The organism is Catellatospora tritici (assembly GCF_019083965.1).
Classification (GTDB): domain Bacteria; phylum Actinomycetota; class Actinomycetes; order Mycobacteriales; family Micromonosporaceae; genus Catellatospora; species Catellatospora tritici.
Map to the genome: position 1 here is coordinate 100,890 of NZ_JAHRCY010000009.1, position 13,741 is coordinate 114,630.

General features: G+C 72.3%; 11 protein-coding genes. 6 read left to right on the plus strand and 5 right to left on the minus strand.

All coding sequences use genetic code 11. From position 1 onward, the window contains the following. Positions 1–3 precede the first annotated feature (3 nt). Positions 4–1,083: a hypothetical protein gene (locus tag KUA19_RS42940; RefSeq protein ID WP_254549858.1), complete on the minus strand. Its 1,080-nt coding sequence runs from the start codon at positions 1,081–1,083 to the stop codon at positions 4–6. A 72-nt stretch (positions 1,084–1,155) separates the two neighbouring features. Between KUA19_RS42940 and KUA19_RS42945 the strand changes: the two genes are divergently transcribed. Further along, on the plus strand, positions 1,156–1,737 hold the full coding sequence (locus KUA19_RS42945; protein WP_254549859.1) for a DUF6939 family protein: 582 nt from the start codon (positions 1,156–1,158) through the stop codon (positions 1,735–1,737). 233 nt (positions 1,738–1,970) lie between these two features. On the opposite strand, the gene KUA19_RS42950 is transcribed toward KUA19_RS42945, so the two are convergent. Then, positions 1,971–2,372: a MerR family transcriptional regulator gene (locus KUA19_RS42950; RefSeq protein WP_254549860.1), complete on the minus strand. Its 402-nt coding sequence runs from the start codon at positions 2,370–2,372 to the stop codon at positions 1,971–1,973. Positions 2,373–2,456: 84 nt separating this feature from the next. Between KUA19_RS42950 and KUA19_RS21295 the strand changes: the two genes are divergently transcribed. Both KUA19_RS21295 and KUA19_RS21300 read left to right on the plus strand, forming a co-directional pair. Beyond that, entirely contained in the window at positions 2,457–3,293 is an 837-nt protein-coding gene (locus KUA19_RS21295; protein ID WP_217398172.1) for a nucleotidyltransferase domain-containing protein, read from the plus strand. 238 nt (positions 3,294–3,531) lie between these two features. Next, positions 3,532–4,956 (plus strand): glycerophosphodiester phosphodiesterase, encoded by a 1,425-nt coding sequence (locus tag KUA19_RS21300; protein ID WP_217398174.1) that lies wholly within the window; start codon positions 3,532–3,534, stop codon positions 4,954–4,956. A gap of 68 nt (positions 4,957–5,024) precedes the next feature. Here the strand turns inward: KUA19_RS21300 and KUA19_RS21305 are convergent, their stop codons facing one another. Next, positions 5,025–5,858 (minus strand): PhzF family phenazine biosynthesis protein, encoded by an 834-nt coding sequence (locus KUA19_RS21305; protein ID WP_217398176.1) that lies wholly within the window; start codon positions 5,856–5,858, stop codon positions 5,025–5,027. 72 nt (positions 5,859–5,930) lie between these two features. Continuing rightward, positions 5,931–6,878 carry a helix-turn-helix domain-containing protein gene (locus KUA19_RS21310; RefSeq protein ID WP_217398178.1) on the minus strand — a complete coding sequence of 316 codons (948 nt, stop codon included), beginning with the start codon at positions 6,876–6,878 and terminating at the stop codon, positions 5,931–5,933. Between the two features lie 92 nt (positions 6,879–6,970). On the opposite strand from KUA19_RS21310, the gene KUA19_RS21315 reads away from it, so the two are divergent. From KUA19_RS21315 to KUA19_RS21325, 3 genes are all read left to right on the plus strand, one after another. After that, the gene (locus KUA19_RS21315) at positions 6,971–8,143 is read left to right on the plus strand and encodes a S8 family serine peptidase (protein ID WP_217398180.1); all 1,173 of its coding nucleotides are present in this window, start codon (positions 6,971–6,973) and stop codon (positions 8,141–8,143) included. After that, positions 8,140–11,157, plus strand: a complete 3,018-nt coding sequence (locus KUA19_RS44015; RefSeq protein ID WP_308167555.1) for a S8 family serine peptidase — start codon at positions 8,140–8,142, stop codon at positions 11,155–11,157. Before KUA19_RS21315 ends, KUA19_RS44015 begins: the two co-directional genes overlap by 4 nt. 287 nt (positions 11,158–11,444) lie before the next feature. After that, a complete protein-coding gene (locus KUA19_RS21325; RefSeq protein ID WP_217398182.1) occupies positions 11,445–12,695 on the plus strand; it encodes a glycoside hydrolase family 16 protein in 1,251 nt (416 codons plus the stop codon). Positions 12,696–13,119: 424 nt separating this feature from the next. Here the strand turns inward: KUA19_RS21325 and KUA19_RS21330 are convergent, their stop codons facing one another. After that, positions 13,120–13,701, minus strand: a complete 582-nt coding sequence (locus tag KUA19_RS21330) for a TetR/AcrR family transcriptional regulator (RefSeq protein WP_217398184.1) — start codon at positions 13,699–13,701, stop codon at positions 13,120–13,122. Positions 13,702–13,741: the final 40 nt, after the last annotated feature.

The following is a 13,741-nucleotide window of genomic DNA, read 5'->3' on the forward strand; positions in this document are numbered from 1 at the left end:
GCCTCACCCGGCGAAGAGATCCGTCTCGCGGGCCGGGGCGATGCGGCCGAGCCAAGCGGCGGCCTCCGCGGGCGGCAGCTCGTGGTCGAGCGTCAGTGACGGCATCATGTGCCGGTAGACGCGGCCCGCGAGCCACAGGTACCGGCCCCGGGGCGGGTGCAGCACGAGCACCCGGACGCCCCCGGTCGGCTTGATGTCGGCGGGGACGCCCTCCGGGTAGACATACTCGCCGGTGCCGTCGTACAGGCGGAACCGGCGCACCACGGCGTTGGCCGACGTCAGGTGTTGCTCGCCGGTGGTGGCAGCGGCCAGCCAGGCGGGCTCTAGCGGCTCGACGTGCGGCAGCGCGGCCCCACCTGGACCGAGCAGGTCGGCCAGCAGCGTGTGCAGCTGGAAGTTGTCCCCGACACCGCCCATCGTCAGCCGAAAACCTCGGCCGGTGGCCGGGTCCAGCGCGATCAGCGGCTCGTCGTCGACCACTTGGCACAGCCCGTGCACCCAGTGCGCGCGCGAGATGTGCTCGCCCAGCGGCTCGGCCGCCGCCAGCAGCCGGGTCCGGGAGGCACCGTCCAGCGCCCGGCGGAACTCGGCCCGACCCAGCACCGTGATCATCGGCTTGAGCCAGTCGACAACGTCGAACCAGGCCCCGACGGCCGTCCAGGCGTGCTCGTCGGCCAGTTTGGTACGCCGCGACTTGCGCACCAGTCGTCGCAGCACCGAGTCCGGGTCGTCCTGGTCGGGGTCGGGCAGGGGCTTGCCCCGGGTGGCCAACTCCCACGCCATCCGGAACACGTCCGCGGTCTCCAGCGCCACGGCCGCCCGGCGCGGCAGCACCTCCACCAGGGGCAGCGGCGAGCCGCCCCACTCCACGCACGCCCCGGCCAGCACGCCGACCTTCGCGTAGGCGCCGCCGATCTCCGGCAGCAGCACCGCCAGCTCGCCGACCACCTCCGTCAGCTCGTCCGGGGACAGTTCCCGGGCCCGCTGTGCGAGACCGCCCAGGCCGTCGGCGAAACCGTCCATGTCGTGTGCGTACATGGCCTGCTCGAGGCGGTCGATCTGTGGTTTCAGCGGCGAGGGCACAGTCGGACAACGTAATGATCTACCAAGGTCCTGTCCAGACCCGTTGTCACACCCTGACGGCAGGATCGGGCCGTGGCCGACTCCGAGACCGTTCCGGTGGACAACGTGCATGTCGCGAGCGCGCGCCTGGGCGCGGCGACGCTCGCCCGCCGGTTTCCCGGCGCGACCGTCGTCGACGTGACCTCGCGGGGAGAGCAGCCGTGGGTGCGGCTGAGCCCGTTCTACCCGCACGGCGGCATCCCGGTGCCGTTCACCCCGGGCGTGACCAGCATGTCGGTCGAGGGAGTGTGGCAGGCGCTGAAGGTGCTCGACGACGCCGACGTGGACCCGTCCAAACTCACCGTCACCGCGATGCGGGGCATCAAGCGGGCCCCACATCGCGGTGGCACGGTCCGGGGGCACCGGCGCGGCCTGCACGGCACCGAACTCCTCGGCTACGAGCAGGCGCGCCGCGAGATCTACCTGCCGACCTACCTCTTCCAGCTGGAGCAGCGCGCCGCCGACGTGGTCGCCGACCTGCGCGCCCTGGCCCAGGCCGGATCCGTCGTGCTGCTCGACTACACCGTGAACGGCGAGGTGACCGACCTGGCGACGCCGCTCTCGCACGCCGCCCTCATCCGCCACCACCTCACCACCACCTACCCCCAGCCCTGAGGTAAGGAAGGGCACCTTCTTATCGCAATGTGATGTGGAAGGGCCCTTCCCAACGCCGCGGCGCACGGCGGCGCGGAAGTCCGGGTCCTGGGTGAGTTCCGCCAGCTCCACCCATGCCTCGACCTGCGCGGGCTCGGGATCGTCCGGCAGTTCCGGCATGGCTGAGCGAAGCATCTCGACAAAGGCGGGGTTGGCGTCGAGGCCGCCGAACGTGTCGTCGACGAAGTCCGCGATCAGGCGGCGCCGCTCGACGTCAGAGAGTTTCGCGAGTCTGTGCATGAGGTCCAACTCCTGTGGGGTGGAGCCCCGCCTGGCCACCGCGCGCAGCACCGCTCGGCGCAGCCGGAGGGTGCGGATCTGCACGTCCAGAGCGTCGGCGTGCGTCGCCGCCACTTCGGGCACCGAAACCTCGTGGTCCACACCCGTCGGATGGCGGTCAGGTCGAGCCCCAGGTCGCGCAGCGTCCGCACCAGGTCCAGCCGCGCGAGCGCGCGTACGTCGTAGAGCCGGTAACCGGCCGGGCTGCGATCGGTCGACGGCACGATGCCGGTGTCGGCGTAGAAGCCGATGGTCTTCACCGTCAGCCCGGTTCGCCGGGCCAACGCGCCGATCGTGTAGAGCGTGTCGTCGTTCATGCCCCCACCCTGCCGTCTCCTCCTGCTGGAGACTCAAGCCGAAACCCAGCCGCGCGATCCCGACGGCCGCGTTAGGGTCGCGGCGTGCTTCCACAAGATCACATGATGGCCCGGGTACGGGAACTGTGCCAGGCCGACGACCGCCTCGTGGCCGCGCTGACCTACGGCTCGTTCGCGCAGGGAACCGGTGACGCGTTCAGCGACATCGAGTTCTGGCTGTTCTTCGCCGACCCGTCGACCGTCGACCCGCGCGCCTGGATCGACCGGGTCGGCGGCGTACGCCACGTCGTCCTGAACGAGTTCGGCTCGCACGTGGCGTTCCTGCCCGGCCTGATCCGCGGCGAGTTCCACTTCGCCGCCGCCGCCGACATCACCTCGGTGACGACCTGGCCCGCTCGCAGCGCGCCCGTCGACCGGATGATCGTCCTCGACCGTACCGGCGCGCTGCGACAGGCCCTGACCTCGCTGCCGGACCAGCCCCGCCTCCCCGAGACCGCCGACGAGATCGAGCAGCTGTGCGGCCGCTTCGCCAACTGGCTGGTGCTGGCCCACCACGTACGCCGACGCGGCGAGTTGCTGCGCGCGGTCGACGCGCTGTCCCACGCCCAGCGGCATCTGCTGTGGCTGGGCCGCCTCGCCGACCGCAGCACCGAACACTGGCTCACCCCGTCCCGGTGCGCCGAGTCCGATCTCGACGCCGACACGATCACGGCCCTGCACGCCACCGTGCCGACCGCGGACCCCGCGGACATCGACCGCGCCATCGCCGCCGCGTGGGCGCTGGGCCGCCGCTGCTGGCAGCAGTTGTCCACCCGAACCGGCCGCCCGATCCCGGCCGACCTCTGCACCGACCTCGACGCGATGTCCGCCCCGGACCCGGACCCGCACCCGCACCCGCACCCGCACCCGCACGAGCGGTGACTGCGGTTTCGGAGACTGCAGGAATCTTGGCCCGCATTCGTGCGTGCAGTCTCCCCGAAACTGCACGCACCCCACGCCCCCGGCACTCGCGCCCCCGCGTGTTGCGGGATCCGGGCCCCGCGTATTGCGGGGTCGCGCGGTGGGGTCCGGGGCCGGGGTCCCCGAATTGGCCCGGCGTAGGTAAGGGCGCCACCGCAGATTGGCGGGCCGTTATCGTCCGCTTCCTACCGTTCGCGGCATGCGTACCCTCAGCTGGTGGCGGTCCCGGCCGACCCGCACCGCCGCCGTCCTGCTCTCGCTCGCCCTGTGCGGCGGCAGCCTCGCCGCCGTCCCCGCCGCCGCCGCGCCGGGTTCCGTCGTGGTGTCGGAGGACTTCACCGCCGGTACGCTGCCGACCGGCTGGCGCGCCGTCGACGGCACCTGGACCGTCCAGAACGGACGCCTCTACGGCACCTCGACCAGCTCGTCCGCGAACAACAAGATCACGTTCGGCCGCAACCTGCGCGACTTCAGGTTCGAGGCGACCGCCCGCTTCGAGTCGGTGACCGCCGCCACCCGCTGGGCCGCGCTCGGCCTGGACGTCCCGGCCGACGGCGCCACGCCCTGGTGGATCGCGACCATGCGCAGCGGCACCACCGCCGGCAACGGCGTCGAGTTCGCCCAGCGCACCACCGCCAACGCCTGGAACGTGACCAACACCGGCACCGCGCCGTACGCCGCGGGCACCGGTCGCGATGTGCGCGTCACCGTCGAGGTGCACGGCGCGCAGGCCCGCTGGCTGTTCGACGGCTCGGAGGTGCTGCGCACCACCAGCCTGCAGCGCTCGACCACGGGCGGGCAGGCGTTGCTGGTCAACGGCGCGACGGTCTCCTTCGACGACGTACGCGTCACCGAACTGGCCCCGGTCAACCCGTACCTGCGCGCCCCCGGCAGCCGCGTCGCGGTGATCGCCCACCGGGGCGCCTCGTCGGCCGCGCCCGAGAACACGCTGGTGTCCCAGGAGATCGCCCGCCGCGCGGGCGCGGACTGGATCGAGAACGACGTGCAGCCCTCCTCCGACGGGGTGCCGTTCATCCTGCACGACAGCACCGTGGACCGGACCACCAACGGCGTCGGCGCCATCCGCGCCCTGACGTCGGCCCAGCTCAAGGCGCTTGACGCGGGCTCGTGGTTCGCCCCGGTCTACGCCGGCGTGCGGCTGCCGACGCTGGCCGAGCAGCTGGCCGACCTGCGGGCCCGGGGCGGGAACCTGCTGCTGGAGATCAAGGGTTCGCACACCCGCGCCGAGGTCGCCACGATCGTTCAGGTGATCCGCGACCAGCAGATGACCGGCCGCGTGTTCATCCAGAGCTTCGAGACCACCGCGCTGCAGTACGCCTACGAATTGGCCCCCGAGATCCCGCTCGGCCTGCTGCGCAGCGCGCTGGACGCCGATCCGGTCGCGCTCGCCGCACAGCTGCACCTGACCGCGTACAACCCGGACTCCGCCGCGCTGCTGGGACGCCCGGCGGTGGTGGCGAGTCTGCACGCGGCCGGGGTCGCGGTGATGGCGTGGACGGTCGATTCGGACGCGGCATGGAACCAGCTGGACGCTCTCGGCGTCGATGGCATCATCACCAACCGTCCGGCCGAACTGTCCGGCTGGAACTCGTACGCCCACTGAGCCCCGGCGATCCTCCCCGCCGGAATGAGCGCGGGTCCGTGTGCCAGCGGACCCGCGCTCAGAACGCGTCAGGCCAGCGGCACGGCGGTGCCGGTGACGTCGACGCCGCCCGTCCCGGCCGGGATGGCGACGGTGAGCAGGCTGGGGCGGCCCATGTCGTCGCCCTGGTGCACGGTGATCGTCGCGGGTGTCGGCACCAGGCCGAGTTCGCGCAGGTAGCCGCCGAACGCGGCGGCGGCCGCGCCGGTCGCCGGGTCCTCGTATACGCCACCGGGCGGGAACGGGTTGCGGGCGTGGAACACCGTCGCGGACTCTCGCCACACCAGGTCCACCGTGGTCCAGCCACGCCGGGCCATCAGCTCGGTCAAAGCGTCCATGTCATAGGACAGCTCGGCCAGCCGCGCGCGGCTCGCGGCGGCGATGACGGGGTGCCACACCCCGGCGTAGGCGAGCCGGGGCGGCAGCGCCGGATCGAGGTCGTCGGCCGACCAGCCCAGCGCGGCCAGCAGCTCGGTCAGGTCGGCCTCGGCCAGCGGCTCGACCCGCGGCGCCACGCTGGTCAGGGTCGCCGTCGCGGTGTCGCCGACCACGGCCGTGCCCACCTCGACCAGGCCCGCCTTCGTGTGCAGCCGCAGCCGACCGGCGCCGTGCCGCCGCGCGTACGCGGCCGCGGTGGCGATGGTGGCGTGGCCGCAGAACGGCACCTCCGCCTGCGGACTGAAGTACCGCACGTCGAAGTCGTCACCGCCGCGCGGCAGCAGGAACGCCGTCTCCGAGTAGCCGACCTCGGCCGCGACGCGCTGCATCGACGCATCGTCGGCGCCGGTCGCGTCGAGCACCACCCCGGCCGGGTTGCCGCCGCGCGGATCTGCACTGAACGCCGTGTATCGCAGGATCTCCACGCCCTGACCGTAGCCATGCCCCGGTCCCGGCACGACGACCAATTCCGTATTCCTGGCTGTGACCGGCGCCGCTCAGATCCAGCCCTTGCGCACCGCGATGGCACCGGCCTGGAACCGGTTGGCCGCGCCAAGCAGCTCGTACAGGCGGCTGATGCGGCGGCGCATGGTGCGCACCGACCAGTCCAGCTGCCGGGCCACCGCCTCGTCCTTGAGGCCGCTGACCAGCAGCGCCAGCAGCGCCCGGTCCTCCTCGCCGAGCGGGTCCTCGGCCGGGGCCTCCAGCGGCACGGCGGCCCGCCAGCACATCTCCCAGTAGTCGATCAGCCCGTCGAGCAGGGTGGACGGTCGGATGACGGCGGCGCGTACGTCGGTGAGGTCCAGTGACAGCGGCATCAGGGCCAGGCGGCGGTCGCCGATGGCGAGCTTGATGCGCAGGCCAGGCAGCACCCGGGCCTGCTCGCCGTGGCGGATCAGCTCGCGGATGTCGTCGAAGACACCGGGCCACTCCAGCGCCTCGGGAGCGTAGACGGCCCGGTACCGCACGCCTCGGGCGATGCCGGTCTGCTCCACCGGGTTGGAGGTGGTCAGCGCGTACGGGGGCCGGTCCAGGGTGATCACCTCGGTCTGGGCCTCCTGCTGCAGCCGGACGAACCAGCGGCCCAGCGCCTCACTGCCCGTGACGATCTCGATCTCCTCGCTGCTGCCCGAGTGCGTGGCCGCGAACAGCAGCGCGAGCTGCCCGGCTGCCGCCTGGACCCGGTCGAGTTCGGCCGCGCGGGAACGCACCAGCGCGCCGACCGCCGCCTGTGGCTCGATCGCGGCGTAGCGGCGGCGGCTGCCCGCCAACCGTCCTACCAGGCCGTGCTCGCGCAGCCGGTCCAGGGCGCGGGCGACGCGCTCCAACGAGCAGCCGAACTCCTCGACGAGATCGGCGGGCGCGGCCGAGCGCCGGGTGAGCACGGCACGGTAAACGGCCTCGTCGAAGGGGTCGACGCCGGCCGCGGAAAGTTCCGAGGGCATGCGGGAGATCTTGGCCCAAGAGTGCCAACGGCAGCAAGGGGCCACCGCACGTCATTGCCCTGGCGCAAATAGGCCAGTAGACACGCTTAACCATGAAGATCCCCCCTCCTCGGTTCCTCGCAGCCGGACTGTCACTCGCGGTAGCCGCCGGGCTGCTGTCGGCGTGGTCCCCGGCCGGTGTGGCCCAGCAACCGGCGCCACAGCGCCGGGTCATCGTGCTGCTCGACGGCGACGCCGCCGCCGCGTCCGCCCCCGGCGGCAGACTGCGGGACGCCCGTGGCGCCGACGCCGTCAAGGTCGCCGACGCGCGCAAGGCGCTGCGCGGCCGCCAACAGGGCTTCGTCGACGGCGCCCGTGGCCGGGGCCTGCATCTGTCGCAGGAGCGCCCACTGAACCTGCTCGTCAACGCGGTCGCCGCGACTGTGCCCGAGCGCGAGGTCGCCGCGCTGGCGGCGCTGCCCGGGGTCGCCGCGGTGGTGCCGGACCGGCCGGTGCGCGTGCACACCGAGGTCAGCGTGCCGCTGATCGGCGCGACGCGGGTGTGGCAGCGCCAGGACGCCACCGGCACGGCTGCCAAGGGCAAGGGCGTCACCGTCGCGGTGCTCGACAGCGGTATCGACTACAGCCACCCGGACCTGGGCGGGGGCTTCGGCGAGGGCTTCAAGGTCGTCGGCGGGTACGACTTCGTCAACGACGACGCCGACCCGATGGACGACAACGGCCACGGCACCCACGTCGCGGGCATCATCGCGGGCCGCGCGGCCGCACCGGGCGGGATCACCGGCGTGGCGCCGGAGGCGAACCTGCTGGCGTACAAGGTGATGAACGAATGGGGCGAGGGCGAGACCTCCGACATCATCGCCGGTATCGAGGCCGCCATCGACCCGGCCAACCCGCACCGCGCCGACGTCATCAACATGAGCCTCGGCGGCCCCGGCGACGGCCTCGACCCACTGGGCCTGGCCGCCACCGCCGCCACCCGCGCCGGAGTCGTGGTCGTCGCCTCGGCGGGCAACAGCGGCCCGAGCGCCGACACCATCGGCAGCCCGGCCGCCGCCGACGGCGTGATCGCGGTCGGCGCCTCGACCAGCGACCGCGTCGAGCCCACCGCGTACGTCAAGGGCGTGAAGCTGCAGACCTACCGCGGCATCCTGTCGGCCAATCCGGCGGTGGCGCCGGTGACCGCGTCGCTGGTCGACGTCGGCTACGGCAGCACCGAGGAGCTGGACCAGGCCGGTGACCTGCAGGCAAGATCGTCCGCGTGAACGGGTTCGCCGCCCCGGCGCTGGACTACCTGTCCCAGTGGGAGCTGGACCTGGCCAAGGAGGTCGAGCGCCGGGGCGCGCTGGCGATGGTCTCCGGCTCGCCCGCGGGCGGCGGCCCGGTCGTCGCCGCGCAGGACGGCACCGTCCCGGTCGCGCCGTCCGGCCTGGCCAGGAACCTGGCGAAGCTGACCGCCTCCGGCGACCTGTACCGGATGGACTCCCTCGTCGTGCTCGGCATGGACAGCACCCAGTACGACGAGCTGTCGCGGGCGCTGGACGCCGGACCGGTGCAGGTGACGCTGAAGGGCACCGACGTCACCGACCAGATCGCCTCGTTCTCCTCGCGCGGCCCGTCGCCGCGCTTCACGCTCAAGCCCGACCTGGTCGCGCCGGGCGTCGACATCCGCTCCACGGTGCCGACCGCGCTGTTCGCGCCGGGCCAGTACCGCATGTCCGGCACCTCGATGGCCGCCCCGCACGTGGCCGGAGCGGCGGCGCTGCTGCGCCAACTGCACCCGGGCCAGTCCCCCGCCGACGTGCTGTCGGCGCTGGCGGGCACGGCCAAGCCCCTGCCCGGCACCCCGGCCACCACCGGCGGCGCGGGCCGCCTGGACGTGGCCGCGGCGGCCGACGCGGTGCTCACCACCAGCCCGGCGAGCGTGTCGTTCGGTCTGGCCGACCTGTCCGGCGCCACCGTCGGCGGCCACGCCACGGTGACACTGCGCAACTCCGGCACCTCGGCGCTGACCGTACGGCTGCGCGCCGACTCGAACACGGTCACGGTCAAGCCGGACCAGGTGACCGTGCGGGCGGGCGGCACCGCGACGGTGTCGGTGACGCTGCGGGCCGAGCGGCCCGAGGGCTTCGCCGAGCTGTCCGGCGTCATCACCGCCGACGCGGGTCGCGGCCGGGCCGTACGGGTGCCTTACCTGCTGGTGGTGCGCCCGCTGCTGGTGCAGGCCTCGCCCGACCCCAGCGACGGCCACAGCACCGTGTGGATCGCAGCGCCGACGCCGCTGGCCGCCGCGCCGGTGGTGGTCGTCGACCCGCAGCACGGCAAGTCGTACCAGGTCACCGCCGTGCACCAGTGGGGTGACGTGTACACCGCCGACCTCACCGGCGACCGCGCGGGCGCGTACCGGGTCAGTGTGCGGGGCACCGCCGCCACCGGGCAGTACCTCATCGGCTCGTCCGGGTTCGAGGTCACACCGGAGGACGTGCGGCACGACCGGTGGGAGTCGGTCGGCCCCAACGGCGCGGGCGGCAACCTCGCCCTCACCGCGGCCGACGGCGACCGAGCCGTGATGACGACCGACTACACCGCCGGACCGTGGCTGACCAAGGACCACGGCGCGACCTGGACCCAGCTCAACCGCCTGCCCGTGGGCCGTGCCGCGGGCCTGGGCACCGTCGTCCTGGACTCCGCGAACGCCGACCGGTGGTGGTACGCCGTCAACGACCCCGGCACCGGCGGCCATGTGCTGCGCACGACCGACGCGGGCCGCACCTGGACCACCCTGAACCTGCCGACCGGGTACGTCACCGCGCTGGTCGCCGACGAGCGCACCCGCGTACTGGTGGCACTGGTCAGCGGGGCCATGTACACCAGCACCGACGGCGGTGACACCTGGAACGCCACCGCCACCGGCCTGCCGGGCGAGGCCCAGTACGCGGTGATCGGCGGCGACGACCTGTACCTGGGCACCTACGACGGCGTGTGGAAGCTCGCCGGGATCACCTCGGGCACGCCCGGCGAGGCGGCGCAGGTCTACACCGGCACCGGCTTCGTCGCCGGGATCGCGGCCGACAGCGGGGTCGTCGCGGCACTGGTGTGGGGCGTCGGCGTGGTGGGCTCCCACGACGGCGGGCAGCACTGGTCCACGCTGTACAGCCGCTCGTTCGGCCTGACCGGCCTGCGCGCCACCGGCGGCGAGCTCTACGCCGCGACATACGACGGTGAAGGTCTGGTCGGCGCCGACCACGGCCGCACCTGGACCGCGACGGCCCTGCCGACCCGGGACGCGGCCGTGTACGACTACGACCGCTGGGCCGACGGCACCGCCACCACCACGACCACGGCGGGCGTCTACACACCCGAGGGCACCGGTTTCCGCCGCCTCGGCGTACCGGGCACGAAGGTGTACGACCTGGCCGTGACCGGCACCGACCTGGTCGCGGGCACCCCGAACGGCGTCTACCGCACCACGGTGCCCGCGAGCAGCCCCGAGTGGGGTGCCGCGGTCGGCGAGGGCTGGGTCGGCGAGGGCGCCGAGTTCGTCACCACGTCCCCGGCCGACCCGGCGGTGCTGTGGAAGATCCGCCAGTTCGCGTTCGGCGGGTTCGTCATGTCCATCAGCACCGACAGCGGCCGCACCTGGACCGAGAAGGGCACCTCCGGCGAGGTTCCGACCGCCCTGATGGTCCACCCCGCCGACCCGAACCGGGTCTACGCGGGCTTCGACAGCCTCGGCGGCCACGGCCTGACGGTCACCACCGACGGCGGCCAGACCTGGAAGAACCTGTACCTCGACGAGCCGGTGCGGGCACTGGCCGGGGATCCGGCCAACCCGAAGCGGCTGTGGATCGGCACCGACTCGGGGCTGTTCCGCTCCGACGACGGCGGCGTGAACATGACCAGGGTCGCCGACGGACGGGTCACCGCGATCCGCGTCGACGGCAAGCGGATGGTCGTCGGCGGGCAGAGCATCCGGGTCAGCACCGACGGCGGCCGCACGTTCCGCACCGGCGACACCGGGCCGCTGCTGCTGTGGGTCTCCGACTTCGCCGCCAACGGCTCCACCCTGTACGCGGGCACGAAGTCGTTCCTCGCCGACGGCCTGGCCAAGGGTGGACGCGGCGTCCTGCGCAGCACCGACGGCGGCCTGACCTGGCAAAACATCTCGTCCGGCCTGCAGAACACCGACATCACCACCCTGGCCGTCAGCACCGACGGCACGTGGCTGTTCGCCGGCACCGGCGACGGCGGCGTCCACCGCACCCGCCTGTCCCGCTAGTCCCCACTCCCGTATCCCTACAGTCCCCACTCCCGCTGCCCGCCGCGTCCCATCCACGCGGCGGGCAGCCCCCTTCCCACCCGTCGATCATGAACCTATGGCACGGCTCGACGGCGCGTCGAAGGCACCGCCTCCTGATCGACTACTCAGTCCATGAGGGAGCGCTCTCTTGACGGGATCGATGTGGATTTGTAACGTCGGCGACACAGATCTATAAACTTTGCTTCCAATGTGTCCCGCTCGGCACCGCTTGGTGGCATCCGATCCCGAACAGGGGAGGTAGTCACATGCGCAGAGCAACACGCCTGGTCGCGCGGCTGTCCGTCGCCGCGCTGGCGGCGGTCGGCCTGGCCGTACCGGTCAACGTGGTCACCGCCGCGCCCGCCGCCGCTGTCGGTCCGCAGACGTGGGCCGACGAGTTCAACGCCGCCGCGGGCGCGCCGGTCGACGGCAGCAAGTGGAAGTTCGACATCGGTGGCGGCGGCTGGGGCAACAACGAGCTGGAGTACTACACCAACAGCACCAGCAACGCCTCGCACGACGGCCAGGGCCACCTGGTCATCACCGCGCGCAAGGAGAACCCGGCGGGCTACAGCTGCTGGTACGGCAGCTGCCAGTACACCTCGGCACGCCTGCTCACCGCCGGCAAGTTCACCCAGACGTACGGCCGGTTCGAGGCGCGTATCAAGATCCCGCGAGGGCAGGGCATGTGGCCCGCGTTCTGGATGCTGGGCAGCGACATCGCCACCAACCCGTGGCCCAACAACGGCGAGATCGACATCATGGAGAACATCGGTTCCGAGCCGGGCACCGTCCACGGCAGCCTGCACGGACCGGGCTACTCCGGCGGCAACCCGCTCACCGGCCAGTACACCCTGCCCGGCGGCGCCGCGCTGTCCAACGACTTCCACACGTACGCGGTGGACTGGGCGCCAGGCTCGGTGACCTGGTACATCGACGGCATCCAGTACTCCCGTAAGACCAGTGCCGACACCAACGGCAACCGTTGGGCGTTCGACCACCCGTTCTTCATGATCATGAACGTTGCCGTGGGCGGCAACTGGCCCGGCTCCCCCAACGCCAGCACGACGTTCCCGCAGACGATGGTCGTCGACTACGTCCGCGTGTACGCCAACGACGGCGGCACCACCCCCGGCGCCAACTCGATCATCGGCACCGGCAGCAACCGCTGCATCGACATCCCCAGCTCGAACGCGGTCGACGGAGCCCGACTGCAGATCTGGGACTGCAACGGCACCGGCGCCCAGAAGTGGACCTTCGCCGCCGACGGCAGCGTGCAGGCCCTGGGCAAGTGCATGGACGTCGCGGCGGCCTCCACCGCCAACGGCGCGGCGATCCAGCTCTACACCTGCAACGGCACCGGGGCACAGAAGTTCACCCTCAACGCGGCTGGTGACCTGGTGAACCCGCAGGCCAACAAGTGCGTCGACGTCACCGGCTCAGCCACCGGCAACGGCGCCAAGCTCCAGTTGTGGACCTGCACCGGCGCCAGCAACCAGAAGTGGCGCAAGGGGTAACCCTCGTCGCGCCCAGCGGGGTCCGTCGCGCACCGCGCGGCGGACCCCGCCTCGTTCGGCGGCTGGCGGCTGGCGGCTGGCGGCTGGCGGCTGGCGGCTGGCGGCTGGCGGCTGGCGGCTGGCGGCTGGCGGCTGGCGGCTGGCGGCTGGCGGCTGGCGCGCAACGATGATCGCCGTCTTCGGTCACTATCTCGGCTGCACAGCGCCCTTTTGACCGACGACAGCGATCATCGATCGAAACAGGCCCGAAGATCGCCACTACCGGTCAAAACACTGCACGGCGTCAAAGCCGAAACCCACTTTCCGACCGCAAACGCCGATCATCCACCACTGCGAGCACCGAAGATCACTGTCTCCGGTCGAAACACTGCACGCACGCCAGGCCCGAGCCACCTACCGACCGGAAACGACGATCATCGGCCGATCAGGCGCGGCGGCCCCGAATGCCCAGGATGCGGCGGCCGACCGCGATCAGGCACTCCCGCAGCACCGACGACTCGTGGTGCTGCAGGATCGGCGACGAGGCCGTGGTGGCGATGCCCGCCAGCGCCGCCACCGCGTTGATCTCCGCGGCCGGGGTGTCGTCGAGGGTCATCAGTTCGGCCGGGCGCCGGAACAGATCCACGATGTCGGGGTGGCTCTCCAGCGCGCTGGTCACGCCGGGGTCGGTGCCGATCATGGCGATCAGCGCCCGATGCTTGACCGTCAGGTCCACCAGGCCGGACAGCATCGCGTCGGCCCGCCCGGCCGGGGTCCGCTGCGCCTGCGCGGTGGTGATGATGCCGCGCAGCTCCTCGATCGCGGGCTGGATCACCGCGGTCAGGATGTCGTCGCGGGTCTTGAAGTGGTGATAGATCGCCGCCTTCGTGACACCGAGGTTGTCGGCGATCATCTGCAGCGAGGTGCCCGCGAAGCTGTGCATGGCGAACAACCGGCAGGCCTCGTCGATCAGGCGCTGCCGGGTGCGCTCCGGACCGCGCGAGTCGGCCTGGGCCACAGCTGTCACGGCGTACTCCTTACCAGATCACTCACTCTAGGGAAAGTCC